The following is a 26,777-nucleotide window of genomic DNA, read 5'->3' on the forward strand; positions in this document are numbered from 1 at the left end:
AAGTTACGGCAATAGCAATTAACTCGCAAAATTTTCGCAACAATTTATATTTTTGTATATGATCGTATACAACCCCAAAGACTGGCTTTCAGCAACTTTCAAATTACACAAATCAGACACCTTTAAAAAGTTACTGCCATTCCTTGTTTTAATTGCTTTTTATTCCTGGGCGATAGCCTTTGTAGAATTGGAATTCCTTAAATTAAATGAAAAGAGTTGGGTAAAGAATATTACCATCGTCCACAATCTCCTTGGTTTCGTCATATCGCTCTTACTTGTTTTTCGTACAAACTCGGCCTATGACCGTTGGTGGGAAGCCCGAAAACAATGGGGAACTTTAACGAATGTCAGTAGAGCCTTGTCCTACAAATTGAATGCAATGCTAGAAACAGATGATAAGGTTAACCGAAGTTTTTTTAGGAAAGCAGTACCGCTATTTGCTGAGACCCTTTATGATTTTTTAAGATCGGACTACACCAAGTTTATGCTAGATGAAAATGAACATCCCGAATTGAAGGCATTGGATAATAAAAAGCATGGACCAAACCAAGTGTCCAATATGATCTTTCATAAAATAAACGATCTTTATAAGGCCGGAACCATAAGTGGCGATCAACTTATTATCCTCAATGAGGAAATAGTTGCGATGACAAATGTCTGTGGTGCCTGTGAACGAATTAAAAACACGCCGATACCTTTGGCCTATAGTGCATTTATTAAGAAATTTATTATTTTCTATACCATGACCCTGCCCGTAGGTTATGTTTTTTCGATTGGTTATTTTGTTGTAATTGCTGTACCGTTTATCCTATATGTTTTGGCGTCCCTCGAATTGATTGGAGAATCCATTGAAGAACCATTTGGTATAGATCAAGACGATTTACCTATCGATAAAATTGCTGCCAATATCCGAAAGCATTGCCATGAAATTATACCTGCATAAGCTTTTAGAAAAATAATCTAGCTCATTTTCAAACGCTAAGCCTATCTCCGAGAAATAAGTTTTGTAAATCTATTCAGAATTTCTACTTTTGTCGCGGAGAGTTGGCAGAGTGGTCGAATGCGGCGGTCTTGAAAACCGTTAACTGTCACAGGTTCGGGGGTTCGAATCCCTCACTCTCCGCAGAAAAAGCCTTTCAGAAATGAAAGGCTTTTTGCATTTTACATGGTTCGGACCAAAGGCGTTGCCCATAGCTCAAATAATTTCATCTCAGATAAAACCTTCCGATACTACTCCACTTCGCTGATTCTATTATTTTTATTTTGCTTTTTGTGTAATAACTCGAATACTAGCACATCTAATAGACATAATATTCCAGACAATCAAGATTTCTAATTTTAAAATCAATTTTATGAACATTATATTTATGCGTATGAGTGAAAATCTGCTTAGTCATTTATTCAATCTGATCAAAGTCATAATCCTTGCGACCTTGCCGAAGATTCGGAGTACAACCTTTACGCAAAAATCACTGAACTGGATACAATTTTAAAATAATCCAATGACCAGCAAAGAGAATTTTGAGATTATCTATAAGGAATATGCGCCGACTATTCGCAAACTATGTCTCAGTTATACTGGAGACCGAGATAGCGCTGAAGACTTAATCCAAGAAACATTTATCACCGTATGGATGAAGATCGACAGTTTTCGCAATGATGCTAAGTTAAGTACCTGGATTTATAGAATAGCAATCAACAATTGCCTGATGAACTTGCGGAAAAAGAAACATGTCGAAAAGATATCTGACAGAACCTTCATTGAAATTCCTGAAGAAACATCGGATGAAAAAGTGCAACAAATCGATCTTCTATACACATGCATAAGTAAGCTAAAAGAGGCAGATAGAGTATTAATCACATTGGTAATGGATGAAAAACCTTATGAAGAAATAGCAGAAATTACTGGGATTACAGAAAACAATCTGCGTGTCAAAATTCATAGAATTAAAAAAGAATTAACAGAAATTTTCCATAAATATGCAAGACTTTAACGATTTAAAGCATCTTTGGAAACAAGATGATCAGAATGACATCGTGCCTCAGATTAAGCTGAGTAGAATCAAAAGTTTCCGTCAGGTACTGATCAGGAAAGAGATAATAGGTGCAATTTTATTATTAATCACTGGCATAGCCATTATTGCGTTAGTCTATTTTCTTGACTTTAGACATAAGACGCTAACCTTGTATAGTTCCCTCTTCATTGTATCTTTACTCTGTTTTACACAAGCTAGCTTAATGCTTACAACGGCAACTAAAATTAAACAAATCAGCGAAACGGCTATTCCAACCGAACACCTGCTGCAATGGCGGCAATTCAATATATTTAGAAAGAAAAGAATCCATTGGAACCTGCCTATTTACCATATACTCTTAAGTATAGCACTCTCAATCTATCTTTGGGAAATTCTACAAGGAGCTAATTCTACGTATTATCTTTTGGCTTACCTGCCTACCTACGGGTGGCTATTATTTTCTTATTTCTATATCGGCAAAAAGCAGCTTGCAAAAATTGATCAAGATATTAATGAAATTATTTCGCAATTAGAGGAATTGGAAAGGCAATTTGGTAATTAAAAAAGCTTCCTTATCACTCTTGTGATGGTTTCGTTCAAATAAATAGAATAAAAACCTCGGAAGCAAAGCATATGCTGTCAAAAGCTCCTTTGGATAGCTCTTATAATTTATTTGGCAACTTAAAAAATGCAAAAATAAACAGTTAATATTCAATAAGATTACCTTTCAAAAAATTGCCACATCCATTTAGTTAAAGAAAAATGCAAAATAAGTTTTGTAAATCTATTCAGAATTTCTACTTTTGTCGCGGAGAGTTGGCAGAGTGGTCGAATGCGGCGGTCTTGAAAACCGTTAACTGTCACAGGTTCGGGGGTTCGAATCCCTCACTCTCCGCAGAAAAAGCCTTTCAGAAATGAAAGGCTTTTTACGTATCACGGGGTTCGAACTTAAGTTGCGAGCAAAAGTTGGAACAATATCATTGCTTTTGCTAACTCCTTATATGGAACATGATTCTTCAAAAACCTGGAAAGTTTGCGCAAAAAAAACCGCATTTTCAATAAAATCTATGGAATCTTTCTACTTCCGACATCATACTTATGAGTGATAACAACAGTGTTAACCTAAAGAAGATGACCATGGCAGAATTAAACCAAAAAACACCAGAAACGGGAAAGAAAAAAATAAGAAGCAGAAAAATGGCTCCTAAAGTGGATCTGACTGCAATGGTAGACCTGGCCTTTCTCCTCATTACATTTTTTATGCTGACCACAACTTTAAATAAACCGTCAGCAATGGATATTGCTATGTCAGACAAAACCAAATCAGAAGTAGAAAGTCCAATTCTGATTGATGAGAACCGTACAGCAACACTGATTCTAGGCGAAGGAAAATTTATGTGGTATCATGGAGATTTCAAAAAACCTATCAGCTCTTCAAAAGTACCGGTAAATATCGAGAAAGAATTATCGACAGTTATTACACAACTAAAAGCAAAGATAAGTACCATGCCCAATACGAAGGATATGATTGTATTGATTAAACCTAGTAAAGAAGCACGTACAAAAGACCTTATTCAGACGATAGATCAATTAAAGAAACAGCGCATTTCGCGTTATGTGATAAGTAAAACACAAATTGAGGAAGAAAGAAAATTATTGGCTGCACTCTAGTTGAATTAAGGTTTAAATTACCTCAGCCAACCAGCCCCATGAATGTAGCCTATCAAACCAATTCTTCTTAAATTAATCGATTGATGTTAATATGTGCACAGACTCCGTTTCCCAATGAACTATAAGATAAAACAGGTCTACCGAAAGATCATGGCATGATGATCTTTCTGCAAATCCAAGACATTAAATTCATACGTGTCAATTATCTTTTATCAAGATTCTCCCAATAACGTTCCACAGTTTCCCTCACCTCTACTGGTAAAGATGAATAATTTTCAGAATACGTTGTCTGACTATAACCATCAGCTTCTTCAGCACGAAGGCGATAAAACTTATTTTTGTACAGGACTAAACCAATACAACTGAGCTGCTTCTGAACATTATCCTGTGGATGTCCTGAATAGACAAATAACGCATCCAATTTTCCATCTTTATCGGCATCAAAAAAAGCCTTTCGTGATTCCCAAACCGATGTTATTACCCCCGCTTCAGAAATTGTCTCAGCAGTTACAACCTTCCACCTGCCGTCGACTTGCTGAAAATGCTGCACATAAAGATTATCAGGATTTGCGCCACGTTCGTCTTTTGAAAAAACAATGTAATTATCTTCCTTAGGCGTTTGGATACGCTCCACTTGCAATACCCGTTTGCCTTTAAATGGGAAATTAGAGGCCTGAAAATTTTCCTTATTGATCGAAATTGTTGTAATCTGCGCTTCTGCAGTATAAAATCCCACCGACAATAGGATTAAAAAGACGTACTTTCCCATATGTTCTCCCTTAGTATGGATTCAATTTACTGACAATAAAAGGAAAATACAAAATTTTAGCCAGCCTTCTTTACATCCGAGTGATATCGTTCTCCATAAATGTTACTATATTTAGGGTATAAAAAAACACGATGAATAAGTTTTTTACCAACATTTAAATCTTATTCACAAGCTAGATTGTACGTTGATGAAACAGGACATCCAAACTCTCGATGACATTAAATTATTAGTAGATGAGTTCTACCGTATAGTGCGTAGCGACACAACGATAGGATCTATTTTTCAGGATCGTATCCAAAACAATTGGGCTGTACACCTCGAGAAAATGTACACTTTTTGGCAAACGCTTCTATTGGATCAACACAGTTATTTTGGCAGCCCTTTTCCTCCGCATATGAATTTACCCATAGAAGAAAAACATTTCGCCCAATGGCTCAAACTATTTGAAGCAACGGTGGACGACTTATTTGCTGGTGAAAAAGCACAAGAGGCAAAATGGCGTGCACAGAAAATGGCTCAGATGTTCCAGTTCAAACTTGACTATCTAAATGCTAACCCCAACAAGAAACCTTTAATATAAAAAAGCTTTAAAGGCAAACATTAAATAAATGCTACCATAAAAAATAATTACAAAAGAATTTTTAGAAAAACATAAAAGGCCCTTGGGGATAATCCAAGGGCCTTATCAGGGGCAAAACCAACTTTATGCTTTTTCTTCTTTTAATGAAGAGGTTTCTTTTTTAGACTCTTTTTCTTCAAAGCCCGAACGTAGGATTTCATCCCATAAGGAAGAGCTTACACCAAATCCTTTTTCCGGATCAGAATAATGGTGCAACATGTGATGTTGCTTGATACGCTTGAAAATACCGCTCTTAAAATTAGCATGATGCATCGCATAATGACATTCGTCATAAATTAAATAGCCCACCATAAAACCTGAAAAAAAGCAAGCCAGAACAAATTCATTTGAGAAAAACAATGTGAATCCGAGATACACCAAGGCGGCAAGTGGGATACTCGCTGAAAGCGGCATCACCAAGCGCATACGGTCCCTAGGAAAATCATGATGCACACCATGGAAAATAAAAGCCACTCTTTTCCCCCACTCTGTCGTGGGATGATAGTGAAATACCCACCGATGTAGAGCATATTCAAAAGCAGTCCAAAAAGCCAAGCCAAAAACAAAATACCCAATGTATGTTAAGAAGGGAATATCTCCCCAAACTAAAGCTTTGTACGAAAAGAAAGCCACCACAGGTACATAGAAAATCAAAGGTACACTCCAATGCACTTTCGTCAATGACTCCAAAAAGTCATTTTTGAACATGCGCGTAGACTCCGTTGAATTTGAAACATAATTACGCTTCGCCATAATACTATTTTTATTATTATTCCCCAACAAAAATAACTATTTCAGGCACAAATAAAGAAGGTTTCTGACTAGAAAAACAAAACTACTGACCTTTTTAATAAAAAGGTTAAACAATAAATACTTTAACATTGGGCTAAACCCTTTTTATTTGATCTTTTATGTCAGATTTCAGTTCAATTTATAAAAATTCAATAAAATCAACAGATGGTAAAATTGACAAATCCAAGACAGTTTAGCTTATTTAAAGTTGACTGTGCCCCCCGCCATTTTCTTCTCTACACGTTGTTCTGGTTTTCCATAGACATCAATGATACCACCGCCGCGCGTTTTTGTTTCAATGGAATCAGCGGCATAGACATCTGCTTTACCGCCACCATTGACAGTAACCATAGTAGTGGAAGTCTTAAAATCTTTCCCCTCATATTTGCCTCCAAAATTCGAGATAATCTCTTGTTTGTTTGCCTTTCCATACAGCGCTATTGTCGCACCCGAAGTTACTTTGATCTCAGCTGTTTTTACGTCAGCATACAGATCTACCAGCCCGCCCTCAGAAGCATATACCTTTAAGTGATCGGCCGAAATTGTATTATCTGTGGTCGCAAATACCTTAGCGCCCTTTTTCGCTTCAACATTGCCCAAAGTTTTATAATATACTTTAACAGATATATTGCCTCCTTGAAGCATATTCAACGCATTCATTTTCAACACCAAGGATCCGTTGGTGTTCACGACCTTAACATTCTCGTGATTTTGTCCTTCAAAGGTTACCAAAGACTCATTTGATTTAATCAGCTCAACCTGAATCTTGTCGGTCGCTAATACTGAAGAAAAATCGCCAACATTTTGCTTTATCTGCCCAAAGCTAACTTGGGCCATTAATAAAAGTATTACACTAACTCCTAAAAATTTCATATTTATTTGACTTTTTATTGTTGATTGTCAAAAAACAAGCCAATTACCATCAAAAACGATATATTTAACCTATTTTGACATAAAAAAACGCCCTCTCTGAGGGCGTTTTTTCTATGCTATTCTTTTCTTGGATTACAGTTTACTATTTACATCTACAGCGTTCAAGTCAGCGAATGCTTCTTTCAAACGGGCAACAAATGCTTCCTCACCTTTACGCAACCACACACGCGGATCGTAATATTTTTTATTTGGCGAATCAGTTCCTTCTGGATTACCGATCTGTCCTTGCAAATAGTCGTGATTTTTGGCTTCGTATGCTCTAACACCTTCCCAGAACGCCCATTGCATATCTGTATCGATATTCATCTTGATTGCACCGTACGAAATCGCTTCTGCAATTTCTTCAGGAGAAGAACCAGAACCACCGTGGAATACGAAGTTTACAGGCTTCTCAGCAGTAAGATTATATTTCTCACGAATATATTCTTGTGAATTATGTAATATAACTGGTTGCAATTTCACATTACCTGGTTTGTAAACACCATGAACATTACCAAATGCAGCTGCCACTGTAAATTTGTCAGATACTTTAGACAATTCTTCAAAAGCATAGGCAACCTCTTCCGGTTGGGTATACAGTTTTGAACTATCTACATCCGAGTTGTCAACACCGTCTTCTTCACCACCTGTAACACCTAACTCAATTTCTACAGTCATCCCTAGTGGTTTCATTCGAGCCAAGTATTTTGCCGAAATTTCAATGTTTTCCTCAATAGGTTCCTCAGAAAGGTCCAACATATGCGAAGAAAACAATGGTTTACCATGTTGAGCAAAGAATTTTTCACCAGCATCCAACAAGCCGTCAATCCAAGGTAAAAGTTTCTTAGCGGCATGATCCGTATGCAAAATAACAGCTACACCGTAATGCTCCGCTAATAAATGAACATGCTGAGCTGCAGACACCGCTCCCAATACACAAGCTTGTAAATTATCATTGTTCAAGGTTTTACCAGCATAGAATTGTGCGCCACCATTTGACAATTGAATAATTACAGGAGAATTTACTGCTTTTGCAGTTTCCATAACCGCATTGATAGAATTTGTCCCGATAATGTTTACCGCAGGCAAAGCGAACTTATGTTTCTTCGCAACTTCAAACAACTCTTGTACTTGATCTCCTGTCAATACACCTTTAAAATCTTTTAGGCTCATATTTTTGTTATTGATTTATTTTAATCTTTCATGAAACTTGAAGCTACTAAATTATTAAAAATTATTATTACTTCCTAATTTTAACAGTGTACTAAATACACTATGATTTGCACAAAATGTAAAGTCTTGACTTTTCAAAAGAAATGTAACAATCAGATTTTTAGGAAACTTTCACATTCTTCCCTACTTCATAATTAGATCAAAACAAACTATCCACTACTCGAATTGAATTTGTTAGTCTGCGCCGCAAGAATATCCTGAAGTACAAATTATTAAAAAAATGAAAGAGGATTGATTAAATTTGGATTCACTAAATTGTATCTCTTATGCTACACGTATACGGTATCAAAAATTGCAACACAGTAAAAAAAGCACTTACATGGCTGAAAGATAATAATGTTCCATTTGAATTCCATGATTTTAAAAAAGAAGGTGTAAGTGAAAATAAATTAAAAGAATGGGAGACTCATGTAGATTGGGAAGCTCTAGTAAACAAAAAGGGAACAACATGGAAAAAGTTGTCACAAGAAACGCAAAATCAGGTCGTTGATAGTGTAAGTGCAAACAAGCTCCTCCAAGAAAACACCAGTATGATTAAACGTCCTATTGTTGAATATAACAAAGGCATAATATTGGGATTTAATGAAGCAGAATATGTAACAAATTTAAAATAGATTTAGGCAACTCTCATGGGCGGAGGCTTAGAAAAGCCTTCAATTATCCAAAATAAGCCCTTCAGTTTTCCTTTTATCCGTTAACTTTTGAAACGCACATTGCGTTTTTTTGGCTCAATCTACTTTTCATTGTATATTGGAGGACATAAATATAATTTAAATAAAAGTATGATGAAAAGAATTGCACTGGCTTCCTTAAGCCTTTTGGCGTTGAGCCATGCTTTACCTGCCTTTTCACAGGAGAAAACATCCAACTACAGCTATACCGAAGCCTTTGCTCCTCTATTCTTTAAAAACAATGGAAATGACTATCGCTCGGCTTCCGGAAAACCAGGACCGGCGTACTGGCAAAATGCAGCAGACTACAAAATACAGGCTTCGCTGAACGATCAAAACGATCAAATTACAGGTTTTGTTGAGATTACATATAGTAACAATAGTCCAGACAATATGGATTATCTCTGGTTACAATTAGATCAAAATATGTTTTCGCAATATGGGCGTGGTCAATTGATCTCCCCATTGACCAGCAGTCGTTACGGTGATGGCAACTCGACATTTGACGGCGGATATCAGATCCAATCCGTTACCGATGCCAACGGAAGCGCAATCGAGCATATTATTAACGACACACGTATGCAACTTAGACTTCCTACATCTTTGAAGAGTAAGGGCGGAAAAATAACATTTAAGATTAAATACCAATATACAGTGCCAAAGTATGGTGCGGATCGCACAGGGATACTTGATACGAAAAACGGTAAAATTTATGCTATTGCACAGTGGTTCCCAAGACTTTGCGTTTATGATGATATTCGGGGATGGAATACCCTTCCTTATACCGGACCCGGTGAATTTTATCGGGAATTTGGAAATTACCAGGTTGAAATCACCACCCCAGCTAATCATATGGTTGTTTTGGGCGGCGAATTGTTAAATCCACAAGAAGTATTTACGCCCGAACAACTCAAAAGATACCAACAAGCGCAACGCAGCGACGAGACTGTAATTATCCGATCTGCCGACGAAGTTAACGACAAAAACTCGCGCCCCATTAAGAAAAACTTAACCTGGAAGTATCAACTTAATAATGCTCAAGACATCGCCTGGGCATCTTCTACAGCATTTATACTCGACGGTGCGAAGATCAATCTGCCTAGTGGAAAAAAGGCTCTAGCTTTGTCAGCTTATCCAGTAGAAAGCAACAGCAACAATGCCTGGGAACGCTCTACAGAATATACGAAAGCCGCTATTGAGATCTATTCAAAAAGCTGGTTTGAATATCCCTATCCATTAGCTGTCAATGTCGCTTCCAATGTTGGTGGAATGGAGTATCCTGCCCTTTCATTTTGTGGCCATCAGGCCAAAGCGGGATCCCTATGGGGAGTCACCAACCACGAATTTGGTCATAATTGGTTTCCAATGATTGTTGCCTCCAATGAACGTGAGCATGGATGGATGGACGAAGGGTTTAATACATTCATAAATGAACTTGCGACAAAGGAATTTAATAATGGCGAATATTACCGCAGTCAGGCAAGCAGATCTTACATATTTACGGCTCGTAATCTAGAACCAATCATGAGTACACCTCAAAATATGAAAGAACGTAATATTGGGGCTCTTGTCTATTACAAACCGGCTTATGGGCTTAAATTATTGCGAAACGAAATTATTGGTTCTGAGCGATTCGATTATGCCTTTAAAAAGTACATCCAAGATTGGGCATACAAACACCCGACTCCTGAGGATTTCTTCAAATCCATTGAAAATGGTACTGGAGAAAATCTAAATTGGTTCTGGCGCGGCTGGTTTGTCAACAACTGGCAAATGGACCAAAGTATAAAGTCTGTTTCCTATGTCAACAACAATCCTAAATTTGGTGCCCTTGTTACCATTGAGAACTTGGAAAAATTGCCGATGCCCGTGACTGTGGAAGCAACAACCATATCCGGAAAGAAGATACGTAAAAAACTGCCAGTGGAAATATGGGAAAGGAACACGGTATGGCAGTTTAAAATACCAACCGCAGAATCATTACAATCTGTACAAATAGATCCAGACATGGTGATGCCGGATAAGAATCCTGACAATAACTCATGGAAAGCAAATTAGCCAATTTCAAATTGTATTCTTTATTTTTGATTAAAGAACGATCATGGATATAGGTTGATAAACAAAACAGTAAATACACTGTTCATATATAGATTGAAAGTACATAACTATAACTATTCGAATGAAAATATTACAAGCGATTCTAAGCTACTCACTTCTTATGCTAATGAGTGGACATCTCATTGCACAGGAAAAGACAAAGGGAATTATTATGGAACTTGTCAGCGGTGAGAAAATCGAGGCTGCACAAATTCAAAATCTAAGAACAAAGGCTGAAGCACAGACTAACAGAGATGGCTCATTTGCTATTGATGCCGCGATTAACGACCTGCTTTTGATTAAAGCAGTGGGTTATGAACAAGACACGGTCTTTATTTACGATAATAGCCTGCGGAGAATCTATTTGAACAGAATGAATAATGTAATTCAGCTGAATGAAGTTGTTGTCGAAAGGATGACTGATAGTAGACTTGCTACTGAAATACAACGCGAAAAGACTGCAGGAAAATATTCGGACGCAACTCAGAACCGCGGGGGCATACGGATTTCTCCAAGTCGTATATTTAGTAAAGAGGGAAAACAAGCCCGTTCAAATTATAAGCTTCTGGTAGCTGAACTCGAGAAGAGAGCAGTTGATAGAAAATTTACAGAGAATCTGATTAGAGAATTGACTCCACTCAATGGGTCGGACCTAGCCCTGTTTAAGGAAAGGTTTAGACCTTCCTATAAATTTATTCAAAACAGCAGCCAAGAGACGCTGAAGGTCTATATCATGGATAGCTATAAAAAATTTAACGAGAAAAAATAAAAAACAAACACTTTTATCACGTGATTGTCAGAAGGTTTTAAACTGTAATAATTTTTATTTCAGTTTAAAACCTTTTCTGTTACTTTGTGTTATAATTTAGAAAAATCAGCAGAGGATGTTACACAACTTGAGGTTCGCAACAGCATTACACATTATGGTTCTGGCACAGTTAGAAGAGTCAAATCAATGGCTTTCTTCTGAATATATTGCGTCAAGCATCCAAGTCAATGCAAGTGTGGTTCGCAAAGAAATTGCATCTCTCAAAACAGCATCTTTACTGACAAGTAAAGAAGGTAAGGGCGGCGGTATTCGCATAAATCCCGAGAATCCAACGATTACCTTGGCTGATATTTATATCAGCACCAAGCAAACCGATTTCGGCGGGAAATTTAACAGTCCCAATCCGGCCTGTATTGTGGGCAAAAATATCAACTCCAAACTCCAGGACCTGTATCAGGAAGTCGACACTGATATTGTACAGCGTTTGGAAAAGATAACCCTGGCTGATTTTAGCAAAACATTTAATTAAAGGAAGCATGAAAGTAGCAGTAATTGGATCCACAGGATACGTAGGATCTCATCTCGTAAAAGAATTGGTAGACCGTAACTATGACGTAGTCGCCATCGCCCGCCACATCGAAAATATTCCATCGAGTGAAAAAGTAACCAAACTCCAAGTAGATATCAATGATAATAATCAATTGGTTTCTGCCCTAAAGGGTGTTGATGTTGTTGTTTCGGCTTTCAATGCCGGATGGACCAATCCTAATCTTTATGAGGATTTTACAAAAGGTGCATTGGCCATCCAACAGGCTGTTAAAGATGCCGGTATCAATCGTTTCATTGTTATTGGTGGTGCAGGAAGTTTATTGATTGATGGAAATAGACTGGTCGATTCACCGGATTTTCCCAAAGAAATTAAACCTGGGGCATTAGCTGCAGCAGATTATCTGAATACCATCCAGAAAGAAGATCAACTTACCTGGACCATGTTTAGTCCTGCTATAGAAATGAATTCCCATGCTGGTGGAACACGTACCGGAAAATACCGCACAGGTCTTGATGCTCCGGTATTTGATCAGGATGGTCGTTCTAGATTATCAGTAGAGGATCTTGCTGTAGCAATAGCAGACGAAATTGAGAACAAACAATTCCTCAATAAACGCTTTACAGCAGCGTATTAGAACCCAAACAAGCATTTGATTCAGATTTTATTACAAAAGGGAGGAGCAATCTTCCCTTTTTTCATTGAGATCATTTATATTTGACATTAATTAAACAATTAAAAAGCTAAATAATCGTAAAGAATTAATCCTATGCTATTTAAAAAATCGATTCCTCAACTGATTGCTGAGGCAAATGAAAATGGAGAACACACGCTAAAGAGGACATTGTCCAGCTCAGGCCTTATCGCCCTCGGTGTCGGGGCCATCATTGGGGCAGGACTTTTCTCCCTAACAGGGATTGCCGCTGCTGAAAATGCAGGCCCAGCTGTTATCCTATCTTTCATTATCGCAGCAGTAGGCTGTGGATTCGCAGGTCTTTGTTATGCCGAATTTGCCTCTATGATCCCTGTTGCGGGAAGTGCTTACACATATTCCTACGCCACAATGGGTGAATTTGTCGCCTGGATAATCGGCTGGGATCTCGTCCTAGAATATGCACTAGCAGGAGCTACAGTAGCGGTCAGTTGGTCCCAATATTTCAACCAGCTCCTGATGATATTTCATATCCAGCTCCCCGACACCCTGCTCAAAGGCCCTTGGGAAGGTGGTGTAGTCAATCTGCCGGCCATCATTATTGTTTGTTTACTATCGCTGTTACTGATGCGTGGCACACAGGAATCATCCCGTGTAAACAATATATTGGTTATCTTAAAAGTCGGTGTTGTATTGATTTTTATCGCCCTGGGATGGAGCTTTATCAATCCTGCAAACCACGATCCATTTATCCCTGTAAATGCTGGTGAAGAGCTTGTAAAAAGTGGACAACAAAGCTTCTGGTCATTTTTAAAGAGTGATGACTTCGGTCACTTTGGTATCAGTGGTGTATTGCGCGCTGCTGGGGTTGTCTTTTTTGCATTCATCGGCTTTGACGCGGTGAGTACAGCTGCCCAGGAAGCGAAAGACCCAAAAAAGGGCATGCCAATAGGTATCATCGGATCGTTAATAATCTGTACACTTTTGTATGTTTTATTCTCCTACGTAATGACAGGTATCGAAAACTATACCATGTTTAAAGGTGATGCTAAACCAGTTGCCACAGCTTTCGCTAAGACAGGTTATCATTTTCTGAATACAGCCTTGATTATTACGATTATTGCAGGATACACTTCAGTTATTCTTGTCATGCTACTTGGTCAGAGCCGTGTATTTTATTCGATGAGTAAAGATGGTTTGCTTCCAAAGATATTTTCCGATCTATCCAAAAGACAGACACCCTGGAAAACCAATGCTATTTTTATGGTATTCGTCAGTATATTCGCAGGTTTCGTTCCGGTTTCAGACCTGGGACATATGGTAAGTATTGGTACACTGTTTGCCTTCACATTAGTTTGCGTCGGCATTTTAGTGCTCCGCAAAACTGATCCTAATTTGGAGCGACCATTTAAAACACCATTAGTACCTTTTGTTCCGGTCATGGGCATCTTAGTTTGTATTTTAATGATGGCTTCGTTGCCAATAGAAAGTTGGGAGCGTCTGGCCATCTGGCTTGCTATAGGATTATTGATTTACTTCGTGTATGGTAAAAAACATAGTGTCATCAGAAAACGACATCAAGATAAACAAAATATAGTTTAAACAAAGTAGGCTTCTTATAAAGAAGCCTACTTTGTTTAAAAAGATCACTAACACATCTAAACTACAACGCGCTTAGTTTAAAATATCCGTTAGATATAATATCCTCTTCCCGATCGGCATTTGGTCTAATTTGAATACCATACTTACATCTATCAACTTGCGATAATAGATCTTCTATCTCATAAATATCATCAACATCCAAGCCATACTTATCATCAATATGCGCCGAACTATGATGCTTCCAAAAGGCAGTGCGTTTCGCCTTTTCAGTCGCTTTCGCCAAATTAGAAGCGACGATAAGCTCCTTGTAATGAAACTCATCAAATTCATTTGGCTTGTACCCTCCTAAATTGACAAAAAATAACTTTAATTCGGAATCATTAGTTTGTTCATCGCTCCTCTCAACAACGTTGATTTCATACTCTCCGACCTTATGCACAATACGGTAAGCATCAATGTGAATTTTACCATCAGCCTCTGACCAAAAATCTTTAATTGGATCGACAAAATCTTTGAGCTCATCACCAATTCCAAAGAAAATATCATGCTGCTCTGTTCGCCTATTTTTCGGTTTACAGCCGATCAAAATCATAAATAATCTCATAATATACTAATCAGTTTTTCACTATCTCTGTTAAAATATCCTGTTTATTTTCATCAGTGTTCATACATAAGAATCATGAATATTTCATAACTTAAGCCCTGTAAACAATAAAAGTAACTATTATCCATCACATTCAACATGTATTATACGTTAACAATGCGCAAAATATTCCTATTATCCACTTTAGTTTTTTTATCACTATCATCGTTTGGGCAAAGGCCCTCCACCGATAAAAAACTTGAATCGAAAATAATACAGCTGATTCAAGGTTTTCGGGGTGATGTTGGCATTTATGTACATCATCTCAAAAAAAATAAAGAGGTCAATATTCAGGCTGACAGCATTTTCCCTACCGCCAGTATTGTCAAAATACCTATTTTAGTTGGCATATTTGATAAAATTGAAAAAGGTGAGTTACAGCTTGATCAGCAACTGGTTTACCGCAGTAATCAAAAATATGGTGGCTCTGGGCTCATGCAATTTTTTAAGGACAGTACAGAAGTGGACCTGAAAACCTTAATTGGTCTTATGTTGTCATATAGCGATAATGTAACCAGTATCTGGAATCAGAAACTCGCAGGGGGTGGGGGCGCAATCAATAAATTAATGACCGACCTTCGACTAGTGCACACGCTCGTCAACTCACAGACTGAGGGGCGAAAATCGGATTGGGAAAGATATGGTTGGGGGCAGACAACCCCCAAGGAGATGGCTGATTTGGTGACATTGATCCGAGAAGGAAAAGTTGTGTCTGCAAAATCTTCCGATCAGATGTATCGCCTTCTGGGAAATATGTTCTATGATGGGCGAGGGCTTTCACAAATCCCGGCAACTGTGAAAACCGCATCGAAAACAGGATCTCTAGACGATGTGCGTAATGAGGTTATTCTAGTCAATGCACCGAAGGGAGATTATGTTTTCAGTATATTCACCAAGAATAATGCTGATAAAAGTTGGGGAAAAACCAATGAAGCTGAAATCCTCACTCGGAAGCTTTCAAAATTACTATGGGATTATTATCAATAAAAATCAAGCTTATACTATAAAAATGAAACTATATAATAAAGGGACACGGTATAATGTGTCCCTTTATTATATCAATAAGGTCCAATATAGTATTTAGTTCTTTAATGCTTCACCGACATTCTTAGCTTTTCGGCTTATATCGTCACCAACCTTTTTGGAAGCATCTTTTACATCGTTAGCAGCATCTTTCGTACCGGTAGCGACATCATTTGCAACATTCTTCGTGCCTTGAGCGACATCTTTTGCAGCATCTTTTGTTTTATCAACTGCTGTGTTCGTTGCATCTACTGTTGCATCTTTCGCGTCTTTTAACCCTTCTTTTACATCCTCTCCAGCATTACGCAATGCTGTTTTAGTTTTTTCCCATGCCGTATTTGCTTCTTCCGAAGCTGCACGAGCTTTTTCTTCAGCTGCTTTATCGCCTTTCGCAATAGCTTCATCCAAATCCTTTTTTGCCTGTTCTGCTTTCAAACGCGCATTTTCTTCCGCATTTTTTAAATCTGCGATCGCCGCATCTACATGCTCACCGACTGTTTGTGCCGAATCTGTCGCTGTAGTGTCTTTTTTCTCCGAATTGTTGCAAGAAGACATTACCAATGTTCCTGCCACGACTGCTAAAAATGCAATTTTTTTCATTATATATTGATTGATAAGTGTAGTTATTCAAATGCTCATTAGAGCACATATATGAATATACAACTTCTATGCCAAATAGAAAAATTATTGCTTTGGATAGATTGTTCCTTTCGCCGCTTCTAATGTATTTTTCAGTAAACCCACGATAGTCATTAGCCCAACTCCACCAGGTACAGGTGTAATCCACGATGCCTTAGGAGCAACATTTTCAAAATCAACATCACCATATAGCTTAAAGCCGGATTTCGTTTCTGTAGAAACCTCTCTGTTGATACCTACATCGATAACGACAGCACCTTCTTTAACCATGTCTGCGGTAACAAAATTTTTCTTTCCGATTGCTGCGACAACTATATCACCACGCAAAACCTCTGTGCTAAGGTCTTTTGTGCGACTATGTGTTAAGGTAACAGTACAATTACCTGGATTGGAATTCCGTGCTAACAATATACTCATTGGCGATCCCACAATATTGCTTCTTCCAACAACTACTGCATGTTTTCCTGCTGTTTCAATTTTACAATAATCCAACATCAACATAATACCATATGGTGTAGCAGGAATAAAACAGGGAAGATTACGCTGCATACGACCGAGGTTGATGGGGTGGAATCCATCTACATCTTTACGGTAATCAATTGCTTCGGTAACTTTATCCGGATCAATATGTTTTGGTAAAGGCAACTGAACAATCAATCCATCAATAGACTCATCCTGATTGATTTCTTTGATCTTTGCAATCAACTCTTCCTGAGTAATGCTTTCGTCATAGCGAATGTTCGTTGATTCAAAGCCGACCAACTGACAATTGCGCATTTTACTAGCCACATAGGTTTCGCTACCACCATCATTACCAACGAGTATAGCAACCAAATGAGGTTTACGACCAGTCTGTGCTGTAAACTCAGCAGCATCCAACGCAATTTGCTCTTTAATTTTTTCGGAAACTAGTTTACCATCTAATAGATTCATGTTTAGGAGATTTTATTGTATTTAAAAGGAGCTCTTGAGCTCCTTTATTATTGTGTTATTTTATTAATCTAATTTCAATACCGCCATAAATGCAGATTGCGGAATCTCTACGTTCCCAACCTGACGCATGCGTTTCTTACCTTTCTTTTGTTTCTCCAAAAGCTTACGCTTCCGGGAGATGTCACCACCATAACATTTTGCTGTAACATCTTTACGTAAAGCGGAGATCGTCTCACGTGCGATGATCTTTGCGCCGATTGACGCTTGGATACGAATTTCAAATTGTTGACGTGGTAACAGTTCTTTTAGTTTTTCACAGATCTTTTTACCAAAATCATAGGCGTTACTCCGGTGTATCAACGACGACAAGGCATCTACAGGTTCATCGTTCAGGCGGATATCCAATTTTACCAGATCTGACTTACGGTAACCGATCTGGTGGTAGTCGAATGAAGCATAACCCTTTGATATTGTTTTCAACTTATCATAAAAGTCAAATACAATTTCTCCCATGGGCATCTCAAAAACCAATTCAACACGATCCGAAGTTAGATAATGTTGATTCATAATCGTTCCACGTTTTTGGATACAAAGTGACATAATTGGTCCTACGAAATCCGATTTCGTAATAATATTAGCTTTGATATAAGGTTCTTCAATTGAATCCAATTTACTTGGATCAGGCAGATCAGATGGGTTATGTACGATCACTTCCTCTTGATCCTTGGTCATATAAGCCTTATAGGATACGTTGGGAACCGTCGTGATAACGGTCATATCAAACTCACGCTCCAGACGTTCCTGAATAATCTCCATGTGGAGCATACCCAAGAAACCACAACGGAAGCCGAAACCCAAGGCTGCTGACGACTCTGGTTCAAACACCAAAGAAGCATCGTTTAACTGCAAACGGTGCATCGATTCACGCAACTCCTCATAATCCTCGGTATCGACAGGATAAATACCCGCAAAGACCATCGGCTTCACCTCTTCAAACCCTTGGATAGCCTCAGAACAAGGTCTATCCTTCTGCGTAATGGTATCCCCAACTTTCACCTCACGCGCTTCCTTAATACCAGAAATGATATAGCCGACATCACCTGTCTTAATGACTTCTTTAGGTACTTGATTTAACTTCAGTGTCCCAATTTCATCGGCAAAATATTCTTTCCCAGTAGCGACAAATTTCACGCGGTCGCCCTTTCGGATCTCACCATTTTCAACTTTAAAATAAGCCATGATACCACGGAATGAGTTGAAAACTGAGTCAAAAATCAACGCTTGCAAAGGTCCATCAGGATCGCCCACCGGATGTGGGATACGTTCCACAATAGCTGTTAAAATATCCGCAACGCCAAGACCTGTTTTTCCCGATGCAGGAATAATCGCATCCCGGTCACCACCGATCAAATCCACAATCTGATCTTTTACTTCTTCTGGCATAGCACCTGGAAGGTCCATTTTATTGAGGATCGGAATGATTTCCAGATCATGTTCCAACGCGAGGTATAAATTTGAAATCGTTTGTGCTTGAATACCTTGAGATGCGTCCACGATTAATAAAGCGCCTTCGCAAGCAGCAATTGAACGCGAAACCTCATAGGAAAAATCCACATGCCCTGGGGTATCAATCAGATTCAAAATATATTCCTGACCATCTTTGGTATAATTCATTTGGATGGCGTGACTCTTGATTGTAATACCACGTTCACGTTCCAAATCCATATTATCAAGTAATTGTGCCTGTGCCTCACGCTGACTAATGGTATTGGTATACTCTAAAAGGCGGTCTGCCAAAGTACTTTTGCCATGGTCAATATGCGCAATAATACAGAAATTACGAATGTGCTTCATATAGGATTTTTAAACTCTTTTGCTAAAAGGCAAAGATACCTTTTTTTATATATATTTATATAAACTAGCTTTATTTTAGTTAGCGCCGGGCGATGAGATCGAATAAGGCGTAATCTCCTTCAAGATCAGCACCATAATAGGGCTTCGCTATTCAGCAATAGTATATAAAAAATGTTTTTGATTTCGCGTGACATTATCTCTGTCCCAAGAAATCCGCTCTCCAAATTGCTCTGAACGAATTGGGCAGTTGCCAACCTGACAATATTGGCAACATTGTGGAAGACAAGGGTCAGCATGCACAAAAAATTCGGTCCGCACCGACATCTCGTCATTAACGACCTTGTCCACTGCAGATATTTCATCATGTACCTGGGTGAGGTCAAGATAACGGGGGAGTGTAAGATGACAATCGACGTGAAGCTCATTTCCATAGCGCTGTACACGAAGATTATGGACATCAATCCATTCATCTTTCCTGTTGCTTTCCAAAATGTTAACAACATCCCGCACGAGCGCTGTATCCGATTCATCCATCAACCCACCAATCGATTGGCGAAGTAACTTATAACCATTAAACAGAATAAAAAGTCCCAGCATAACTGAGATGACAACATCGATCCATTGAAAACCAGTCAGTTTCATCAACAATAGCCCCAATATCAATCCGACCGTGCTATACGCATCAACCTGCAAATGCTTTCCATCCGCCACCAAAGTAATTGATCCCAATGCCCGACCGCGCCTCATGATATAAAACCCCACTACAAAATTTATCACAGATGTCATACCAATCAAATAAATCCCTTGTTCAAGATGTGTTAACGCTGCAGGAAAGAAAAGATTGTAACAGGCTTTGGCTAGGATAATTGCACCCGCTATAAAAATAAGTCCACCTTCCAAATATACCGAAAAGAACTCCACTTTACCGTGTCCATAAGGATGATTCTCATCCCTAGGCTGAGCTGAAAGATAAATACTATAAAATGCAAAACCAGAAGCGACCACATTAACAATACTTTCCGCCGCATCTGTAAAGATTGCACTGGAATCTGTTAAAAAATAGGCGAAAAATTTCACGACCATCAAACCTATCCCGGTGAAAAGCGATAATAAGACCAATCTTCTTTGTCTTGACATGATGCTGTAATCTTAATAAAAACTTATATGAGGAAACCACGAAAATGATGCCCTGCCAATATTTTGTGAGCGCAAAGGTAAAGATATAAAGGCAGATCATATCGATTAGTTTTACACAGGTGAAGTCAAGAAAAAAATAAATAACTGCGCTAAATCGCTTCAACAGCCCTTTTATTAAAAATGCTCAATAAAAGAGTTGCTTTTGTTTGTAAATTCTCAAAAATAAAGGAGATTATTTGCAACGTATATAATATCTTTGTCTTATCATGAGCACATCATCATACTTATCAGACAGGATAAATAATTTGTCCGAATCGGCTACACTTAAAATGACCAAGTTGGGCCGCGAATTAGCAGCGAAAGGCGTTAATGTAATTAGCCTTAGCGTAGGTGAACCTGATTTCAATACACCTGAGCATGTAAAAGATGCAGCGAAAAAAGCCCTAGATGAAAACTGGACGCGTTATTCGCCTGTACCAGGATACCCTGAACTTCGCCAGGCAATTGTAAACAAGTTGAAGACAGAAAACAATTTAGATTATGATATTTCTCAAATTGTTGTTTCCACGGGTGCAAAACAATCCCTGTCTAATGTGATTCTGACCTTAATCAATCCAGGTGATGAGGTGATTATACCAACACCATATTGGGTATCGTATTCAGAAATGGTCGTTTTAGCAGAAGGTAAATCGGTATTTATCAATACTGAAATCGACAATAACTTTAAGATTACACCGGATCAATTGGAGGCGGCAATTACACCAAGAACCAAATTGTTTATGTTCTCTTCGCCAAACAACCCTACTGGAACTGTCTATAGCAAGGATGAATTAGCTGCATTGGCCCAAGTTTTCGAAAAACATCCTCAGGTATTTATTCTATCTGATGAAATCTATGAACATATCAACTTTGTCGATAAACACGAATCCATCGCCCAGTTTGAAAGCATCAAAGATAGAGTGATCATCATCAATGGTTTTTCAAAAGCATTTGCAATGACTGGATGGCGCTTAGGCTATATCGCTGCCAACAAAACCATTGCTGCCGCAAATGATAAATTACAGGGACAGACAACCTCAGGTACCTGTTCAATTTCTCAACGTGCCGGTATTGTCGCGTATGAACAAGGATTAGAGTCTGTCAATAAAATGAAAGAAGCTTTCGCTCGTCGTCGCCAATTGGTATACGATCTATTGACTGAAATCCCAGGTGTAAGAACAAATCTACCAGAAGGTGCATTCTATTTCTTCCCTGAAATCTCTTCGTTCTTCGGTAAAAAAGACCAAGATGGCAATGTCATCAAGAACTCATCTGATTTGGCCTTGTACTTATTGAATGTTGGCCACGTAGCGACAGTAGGTGGAGATTCTTTCGGTAACGACAACTACATCCGTTTGTCCTATGCAGCTTCAGATGAAAGTTTGATCGAAGCTTTAAAAAGAATCAAAGAAGCATTAGGAAAACTAGCCTAATCTCTTATACCAATAAAAAAAGAGCTCAGAGGAGCTCTTTTTTTATCCCATCCCAATCTATTCTCCGCTGATTAAATTCCCTGATTTTTCACGACACAGCCTCAACTCTCCCAAGTTCAAATATCATCTCAGCTCCATAATTTAAAGCAGATACTATCGCTTGAAATAAATATTTATTACATTTACTCCTATGAGTATTTTAACAGATAAATTTAAAACGCAGCACGACACTGCTCCGTTTTCACAGATAAAAAACGAAGATTACATTCCCGCATTTGATGAAGCTATAAAAAAAACAAAAGATGAAGTCGATGCTATCGTCAACAATCCCGAGCTGCCGACCTTCGATAATACAATCGCAGCCATGTCTTATTCAGGCCAGACATTAGACCGTTTGTCCAGTATTTTTTTCAATCTCCATTCAGCTGAAACCAATGCTGATATGGAAAAAATAGCGCAGGATGTGGCGCCTAAATTATCTGCATTGGGTAATGATATCACCTTAAATTTCGATCTTTTTAAAAGGGTTAAGGCTGTATACGATCAAAAAGATCAACTGACATTGACGGTAGAACAAACGACCGTATTGGAAAAATCTTATAAGGATTTTGTACGCAATGGTGCGCTTTTGAATGATGAACAAAAGGAAAAGCTCCGCGAAATAGATGCCGAGCTATCGCTTTTAAAATTGAAATTCGGAGAGAATGTCCTCGCCGAAACCAATGCCTACCAGCTGTTGGTAACCGACGAAAAAGATCTCGCCGGACTTCCAGAAGGTGCCATAGAAGCTGCACATGCTTTGGCTAAAGCCAACGAAAAGGAAGGCTGGCTTTTTACCCTGGACTTTCCAAGTTATTTTCCATTTGTTACTTATGCCGACAATCGGGAACTTCGCAAAGAAATTACCCTCGCGGCAGGCCGCAAAGCATTTCAGGATAACGAGTATAACAACGTAGATAATGTTCTGAAAATTGTAAAACTCCGCTTCGAAAGGGCCAAATTATTAGGCTACGCAACCCACGCAGACTTTGTCCTTGCCGAGCGTATGGCACAGAGCCCAAGCAAAGTCACTGAATTCTTAAATGACTTACTCGGAAAAGCAAAACCAGCGGCAGTGCAAGAATTTGAAGAATTATCCCAATTTGCAAAAAACTTGGATGGCATAGACCAATTGGAAAAATGGGATGGTGCTTATTATGCCGAAAAGTTGAAACAAGAACGCTTTAATTTGGACGATGAAAAGCTCAAACCCTATTTCAAACTCGAAAATGTCTTGCATGGTGCATTTGAAGTGGCTCATCGTTTGTTTGGCATCAACTTTAAAGAGGTCGATAATATTGACACATACCACGAAGAGGTGCAAACATTTGAGGTCAGTAAAGATAACGGGGAATTAGTTGCTATTTTCTATGCCGATTTCTTCCCGCGTAAAGGCAAGCGAAATGGTGCCTGGATGACATCGTTCAAACCACAATACATCCAAAATGGTAGGCAAGAGCGTCCACATGTATCTATTGTCTGCAATTTTACACGTCCTACAGCTTCAAAACCGTCGTTGTTAACTTTTCAGGAAGTAACGACTTTATTCCACGAATTTGGCCATGCCCTGCATGGTATGCTGGCAGATAGCACCTATCCCACTTTATCTGGAACTTCCGTTTATTGGGACTTTGTAGAATTACCTAGTCAAGTGATGGAAAATTGGTGCTATGAAAAAGAAGCCCTTGAATTATTTGCCAAGCACTACGAAACTGGCGAAGTAATCCCGATGGAACTTGTCGAAAAAATCCGCGAAAGCGCTTCATTTCTTGAGGGCATGGCGACAATGCGCCAATTGAGCTTCGGTTTATTGGATATGGGTTGGCACGGACAAGACCCAACGGCAATCTCAGACCTTAAAGCATTTGAAGATGAACAGTTTGCCTCAACAAAACTCTATCCAGATGTTAAGGAGAATGCCATGAGTACATCCTTCTCCCATATTTTCAATGGTGGTTATTCTTCGGGCTATTACAGCTATAAATGGGCGGAAGTACTGGATGCAGATGCTTTTGATTACTTCAAACAGAATGGTATCTTCAATAAGGAGATCGCGACCAAATTTAAAGAAAATGTGCTTTCCAAAGGTGGTACAGAACATCCAATGGTCCTTTACAAACGCTTCCGCGGACAAGAACCTTCAGTAGACCCCTTGTTGAAAAGGGCTGGATTGATCAGATAATTGAATTGATCATCATAAAAAAGCTGGATTTGAAATCCAGCTTTTTTACTGTAAAAGTAGTTATACCAGTTTATCCCAAGAATTTCCTTAATCGACCAAAATACCAATAAAAATATGAGTATCTGAATAAATTGACGTATAATCTAGCGTTTTTTAGCTTAGCCGAATACATTGGTGTAGATGAGTTCCTTAAACTTTATGAATACCATATTTTGGCTCTCAACAATATTAAAATATCACTTGTTTCCATTTAGAATAAACGCACTAAAATAAGAATCCCTCACACTTTGCTGATTACGCAAAAAATAGTATCTTTGTATAACATAATTGGGGTTGACCGGAATTGACAGGATGGAGACGGTTATGTAAGCATGTAGTGCGTTGTTAGTAGAGCACTTTAATCTGAACTTTCAGAATTATAACTGGCGAAGAAAACTACGCCTTAGCTGCTTAAGTTAGACTTAACATAGCTATTTGTCCCGTTAGATCCTGTTCTTTGGTTTAACATTCGGGGCATCGAACAATAGAACTGGCAGGTGTGATGTTGCTAAGCACTTGTGAGAAACAGCAACTACGGCGTACGGTATAGGTAAGCGACTCACCTTCCCTCGCCCGACAATTAAAGAGAAGCTAAACATGTAGAAAGCGTATACAGTACCATGACTGGACGAGAGTTCGAATCTCTCCAGCTCCACTTGACGGGATAATTTTTCAATTATCCCGTTTTTTTGTATAATCTAAATAGCTCATATCCCTAATTTTCAATTCATTACAAATAAACGATTCCATAATATACGGAGTTCGATAGATACCGTTCTTATAGTATAAAAAGTCGTCGAACACCATTTTAATGAGTTCCTGCCTTTCTATTGTGTTAGCTTCTGTATAAACGTAATTAAGGTCTGAAAGATAAAATAATTGATCTCGTAACAATAAAAATGTCTTATCTCCATTATGTCTTAACTTATCAATTTGTTCTTTAAGAGATTCTTTTTTTATAGTTAACTCATTATGCCACCTTTCATAAGTATCGTGTTGAATCCGATTTGTAATCCATTTTTCCTCGATTGACATAAGCATTTCTCCTGCCTGCTCGTATTCTATTTGGCGTTGTTTTAATAATGTTTTATGTTCCTTTAAAGTTATCTCTATCTCACTCTTCTCTTTTATACTCGATATTAGTTTTTCAGGAAGACTCATTAATTCTAAAGCACCGGATAATTGTTTGTGAGCTTTTTTAGCACTTATATTATTATGGGCACTAGCGATACTACATTTATAATAATAATAGTATTTTCCCATTTTCCCTTTACTAGCAGCACCAGTTAATAGTTTTCCACAATGGCAGCGTAAAGCACCACGTAGTGGAATTAGGTCGTCATAAATTTTCCTTTCTTTATTACCTCTTTTTATTTTTTAATTAACTAATTTCCAAGCCGTTGCTTCAATAATTGGCTCGTGATTTTTTAGAGGGAATAACCCTTCAGGATTTTGTTTCCATGCTTTGACTTGTTGAAATCCATAATATAAAGGGTTTGTTAGTATTTGTTCAACGGCAGTAGTTGCTGTGCGTTTTAATCCCATTTCTATAGCCTTTTCCTTAATTTTGTATAAAGCAACTCCTGCTATATAAGCATCATAAATATATCTAACGACAATTGCTTCACTTTCATCAACTACTAGACGACGTTCCTCATTCATACCCTCCTTTTTATAACCAAATGGAGCCCGCCCGCCTTGAATCCAAAGTCCTTTAGCTGCTTTGGCTGTATAGATTCCAGCATTTATGTCATTCTATATTTTCAGAATTGCCCATTAAAAATTCAAGCCCCATTATAAAGAATGAATTATGATCCATACAATCATAAATTGATCCTCTACTAGCGCTTACAATTCTAACATCATAAAGCGCTTGAATTTTTGTAACCATATTAATGGCATCACCAGCGATCCTACTGAATCTTGTTAACTCATCTACAACCAAGTAATCAATTTGATCATGGTTCTTTTTGATAAAGTCAAAAAGTACCTTAATATCCGGCCTATCAAACTTTCGGGCAGTATGTCATTCGTCGATAAATGTATCCACTATTTCCACACCACTATTATTCATCCATTGGCTTGTTATTAAATCCTGACGTTCGATACTATGTAAACTTTGACCATCACTGCTGAACCTTAAATAACGTATACCCTTTTTCATTAGCCTCCTTTATTGCTTTATTTACCAAAATCTTAACTATTAAATTTACCAATTTTTCATCATTTTTTATTTTTTGGTCTGCTATAATATTGTCTTTTTTATTCACTTTACCAAGATTACTGCTATGTTTTAAAACTGAATTATTTGACATAAGACATTATTTATTCAAATTGTTTTACATTATTTTTTTTAGTTTTTTTTCCAAATTGGTTTTTTAATAAATTTCGAAAGATATAAGCTCCGTCCCCTCCCAATCTACTTTTAATCTATTAAGAATCAACCACACTTTTAATATCAATTCAT

27 protein-coding genes, 2 tRNA genes, 1 other RNA gene and 1 pseudogene are annotated in these 26,777 nt (G+C 38.1%); 18 read left to right on the plus strand and 13 right to left on the minus strand.

The genetic code is table 11. The features are described 5' to 3' along the window. Positions 1–58 precede the first annotated feature (58 nt). From J2X77_RS20480 to J2X77_RS20510, 7 genes are all read left to right on the plus strand, one after another. Positions 59–943 (plus strand): bestrophin family protein, encoded by an 885-nt coding sequence (locus J2X77_RS20480; RefSeq protein WP_209578864.1) that lies wholly within the window; start codon positions 59–61, stop codon positions 941–943. 95 nt (positions 944–1,038) lie between these two features. Next, positions 1,039–1,123 (plus strand) — tRNA-Ser (locus J2X77_RS20485). Between the two features lie 229 nt (positions 1,124–1,352). Beyond that, complete coding sequence (locus J2X77_RS20490; RefSeq protein ID WP_209578865.1) at positions 1,353–1,493, plus strand: hypothetical protein; 141 nt, start codon at positions 1,353–1,355, stop codon at positions 1,491–1,493. A 9-nt stretch (positions 1,494–1,502) separates the two neighbouring features. Then, positions 1,503–1,994, plus strand: coding sequence for an RNA polymerase sigma factor (locus J2X77_RS20495; RefSeq protein ID WP_209578866.1), 492 nt, complete (start codon positions 1,503–1,505; stop codon positions 1,992–1,994). Continuing rightward, positions 1,981–2,577: a hypothetical protein gene (locus tag J2X77_RS20500; protein ID WP_209578867.1), complete on the plus strand. Its 597-nt coding sequence runs from the start codon at positions 1,981–1,983 to the stop codon at positions 2,575–2,577. Before J2X77_RS20495 ends, J2X77_RS20500 begins: the two co-directional genes overlap by 14 nt. A 248-nt stretch (positions 2,578–2,825) precedes the next feature. Beyond that, positions 2,826–2,910, plus strand: a tRNA-Ser gene (locus tag J2X77_RS20505). A gap of 242 nt (positions 2,911–3,152) precedes the next feature. Next, on the plus strand, positions 3,153–3,686 hold the full coding sequence (locus J2X77_RS20510) for a biopolymer transporter ExbD (RefSeq protein WP_209578868.1): 534 nt from the start codon (positions 3,153–3,155) through the stop codon (positions 3,684–3,686). 202 nt (positions 3,687–3,888) lie between these two features. On the opposite strand, the gene J2X77_RS20515 is transcribed toward J2X77_RS20510, so the two are convergent. Then, a complete protein-coding gene (locus J2X77_RS20515) occupies positions 3,889–4,455 on the minus strand; it encodes a VCBS repeat-containing protein (protein ID WP_209578869.1) in 567 nt (188 codons plus the stop codon). Between the two features lie 187 nt (positions 4,456–4,642). Between J2X77_RS20515 and J2X77_RS20520 the strand changes: the two genes are divergently transcribed. Then, the gene (locus J2X77_RS20520) at positions 4,643–5,035 is read left to right on the plus strand and encodes a group III truncated hemoglobin (protein ID WP_310082262.1); all 393 of its coding nucleotides are present in this window, start codon (positions 4,643–4,645) and stop codon (positions 5,033–5,035) included. Positions 5,036–5,158: 123 nt separating this feature from the next. Here the strand turns inward: J2X77_RS20520 and J2X77_RS20525 are convergent, their stop codons facing one another. The 3 genes from J2X77_RS20525 to fbaA all read right to left on the minus strand — a co-directional run bounded on the left by J2X77_RS20525 (position 5,159) and on the right by fbaA (position 7,951). After that, positions 5,159–5,827 carry a sterol desaturase family protein gene (locus J2X77_RS20525; protein ID WP_310082263.1) on the minus strand — a complete coding sequence of 223 codons (669 nt, stop codon included), beginning with the start codon at positions 5,825–5,827 and terminating at the stop codon, positions 5,159–5,161. Positions 5,828–6,064: 237 nt separating this feature from the next. Continuing rightward, positions 6,065–6,739 carry a head GIN domain-containing protein gene (locus J2X77_RS20530; RefSeq protein ID WP_209578871.1) on the minus strand — a complete coding sequence of 225 codons (675 nt, stop codon included), beginning with the start codon at positions 6,737–6,739 and terminating at the stop codon, positions 6,065–6,067. A 132-nt stretch (positions 6,740–6,871) separates the two neighbouring features. Then, entirely contained in the window at positions 6,872–7,951 is a 1,080-nt protein-coding gene (gene fbaA, locus J2X77_RS20535) for a class II fructose-bisphosphate aldolase (RefSeq protein ID WP_209578872.1), read from the minus strand. Between the two features lie 326 nt (positions 7,952–8,277). Between fbaA and J2X77_RS20540 the strand changes: the two genes are divergently transcribed. From J2X77_RS20540 to J2X77_RS20565, 6 genes are all read left to right on the plus strand, one after another. Further along, positions 8,278–8,625 (plus strand): arsenate reductase, encoded by a 348-nt coding sequence (locus J2X77_RS20540; RefSeq protein WP_209578873.1) that lies wholly within the window; start codon positions 8,278–8,280, stop codon positions 8,623–8,625. Between the two features lie 168 nt (positions 8,626–8,793). Beyond that, positions 8,794–10,740 carry a M1 family metallopeptidase gene (locus J2X77_RS20545; RefSeq protein WP_209578874.1) on the plus strand — a complete coding sequence of 649 codons (1,947 nt, stop codon included), beginning with the start codon at positions 8,794–8,796 and terminating at the stop codon, positions 10,738–10,740. Between the two features lie 121 nt (positions 10,741–10,861). Beyond that, entirely contained in the window at positions 10,862–11,548 is a 687-nt protein-coding gene (locus J2X77_RS20550) for a carboxypeptidase-like regulatory domain-containing protein (protein WP_209578875.1), read from the plus strand. A 115-nt stretch (positions 11,549–11,663) separates the two neighbouring features. Continuing rightward, positions 11,664–12,077, plus strand: a complete 414-nt coding sequence (locus J2X77_RS20555) for an Rrf2 family transcriptional regulator (protein WP_153846849.1) — start codon at positions 11,664–11,666, stop codon at positions 12,075–12,077. 7 nt (positions 12,078–12,084) lie between these two features. Further along, positions 12,085–12,732 carry an NAD(P)-dependent oxidoreductase gene (locus J2X77_RS20560; protein WP_153846848.1) on the plus strand — a complete coding sequence of 216 codons (648 nt, stop codon included), beginning with the start codon at positions 12,085–12,087 and terminating at the stop codon, positions 12,730–12,732. Positions 12,733–12,864: 132 nt separating this feature from the next. Beyond that, a complete protein-coding gene (locus tag J2X77_RS20565; protein WP_209578876.1) occupies positions 12,865–14,349 on the plus strand; it encodes an amino acid permease in 1,485 nt (494 codons plus the stop codon). A 61-nt stretch (positions 14,350–14,410) separates the two neighbouring features. Here J2X77_RS20565 and J2X77_RS20570 read toward each other — a convergent pair whose 3' ends face one another. Further along, a complete protein-coding gene (locus tag J2X77_RS20570) occupies positions 14,411–14,953 on the minus strand; it encodes a DUF1543 domain-containing protein (protein WP_310082272.1) in 543 nt (180 codons plus the stop codon). 156 nt (positions 14,954–15,109) lie between these two features. On the opposite strand from J2X77_RS20570, the gene J2X77_RS20575 reads away from it, so the two are divergent. After that, positions 15,110–15,979 (plus strand): serine hydrolase, encoded by an 870-nt coding sequence (locus J2X77_RS20575; protein ID WP_209578878.1) that lies wholly within the window; start codon positions 15,110–15,112, stop codon positions 15,977–15,979. Positions 15,980–16,072: 93 nt separating this feature from the next. On the opposite strand, the gene J2X77_RS20580 is transcribed toward J2X77_RS20575, so the two are convergent. The 4 genes from J2X77_RS20580 to J2X77_RS20595 form a co-directional block, all read right to left on the minus strand. Then, positions 16,073–16,615: a hypothetical protein gene (locus tag J2X77_RS20580; protein WP_209578879.1), complete on the minus strand. Its 543-nt coding sequence runs from the start codon at positions 16,613–16,615 to the stop codon at positions 16,073–16,075. An 84-nt stretch (positions 16,616–16,699) separates the two neighbouring features. Then, positions 16,700–17,587 (minus strand): tetrahydrofolate dehydrogenase/cyclohydrolase catalytic domain-containing protein, encoded by an 888-nt coding sequence (locus tag J2X77_RS20585; RefSeq protein WP_209578880.1) that lies wholly within the window; start codon positions 17,585–17,587, stop codon positions 16,700–16,702. A gap of 63 nt (positions 17,588–17,650) precedes the next feature. Continuing rightward, entirely contained in the window at positions 17,651–19,441 is a 1,791-nt protein-coding gene (lepA, locus tag J2X77_RS20590; protein WP_209578881.1) for a translation elongation factor 4, read from the minus strand. Positions 19,442–19,588: 147 nt separating this feature from the next. Then, positions 19,589–20,578 carry a cation diffusion facilitator family transporter gene (locus J2X77_RS20595; RefSeq protein WP_310082276.1) on the minus strand — a complete coding sequence of 330 codons (990 nt, stop codon included), beginning with the start codon at positions 20,576–20,578 and terminating at the stop codon, positions 19,589–19,591. Between the two features lie 266 nt (positions 20,579–20,844). Between J2X77_RS20595 and J2X77_RS20600 the strand changes: the two genes are divergently transcribed. The 3 genes from J2X77_RS20600 (at position 20,845) to ssrA (ending at position 24,968) form a co-directional block, all read left to right on the plus strand. After that, on the plus strand, positions 20,845–22,050 hold the full coding sequence (locus tag J2X77_RS20600) for a pyridoxal phosphate-dependent aminotransferase (protein ID WP_293885098.1): 1,206 nt from the start codon (positions 20,845–20,847) through the stop codon (positions 22,048–22,050). Positions 22,051–22,240: 190 nt separating this feature from the next. Next, positions 22,241–24,271, plus strand: a complete 2,031-nt coding sequence (locus tag J2X77_RS20605; RefSeq protein ID WP_209578883.1) for a M3 family metallopeptidase — start codon at positions 22,241–22,243, stop codon at positions 24,269–24,271. Between the two features lie 329 nt (positions 24,272–24,600). Next, positions 24,601–24,968, plus strand: a transfer-messenger RNA (tmRNA) gene (ssrA, locus tag J2X77_RS20610). A gap of 14 nt (positions 24,969–24,982) precedes the next feature. Here the strand turns inward: ssrA and J2X77_RS20615 are convergent. From J2X77_RS20615 to J2X77_RS20625, 4 genes and pseudogenes are all read right to left on the minus strand, one after another. Next, positions 24,983–25,573 carry a hypothetical protein gene (locus tag J2X77_RS20615; protein ID WP_209578884.1) on the minus strand — a complete coding sequence of 197 codons (591 nt, stop codon included), beginning with the start codon at positions 25,571–25,573 and terminating at the stop codon, positions 24,983–24,985. A 114-nt stretch (positions 25,574–25,687) separates the two neighbouring features. Beyond that, entirely contained in the window at positions 25,688–25,972 is a 285-nt protein-coding gene (locus tag J2X77_RS20620; RefSeq protein ID WP_209578885.1) for a recombinase family protein, read from the minus strand. A gap of 88 nt (positions 25,973–26,060) precedes the next feature. Beyond that, positions 26,061–26,318, minus strand: a pseudogene (locus J2X77_RS23800) (recombinase family protein); the annotation flags it as partial. 118 nt (positions 26,319–26,436) lie between these two features. After that, positions 26,437–26,625, minus strand: coding sequence for a hypothetical protein (locus J2X77_RS20625; protein ID WP_209578886.1), 189 nt, complete (start codon positions 26,623–26,625; stop codon positions 26,437–26,439). Positions 26,626–26,777: the final 152 nt, after the last annotated feature.

Origin of the sequence: Sphingobacterium sp. 2149, from assembly GCF_031455655.1 — a bacterium.
Taxonomy (GTDB): Bacteria; Bacteroidota; Bacteroidia; order Sphingobacteriales; family Sphingobacteriaceae; genus Sphingobacterium.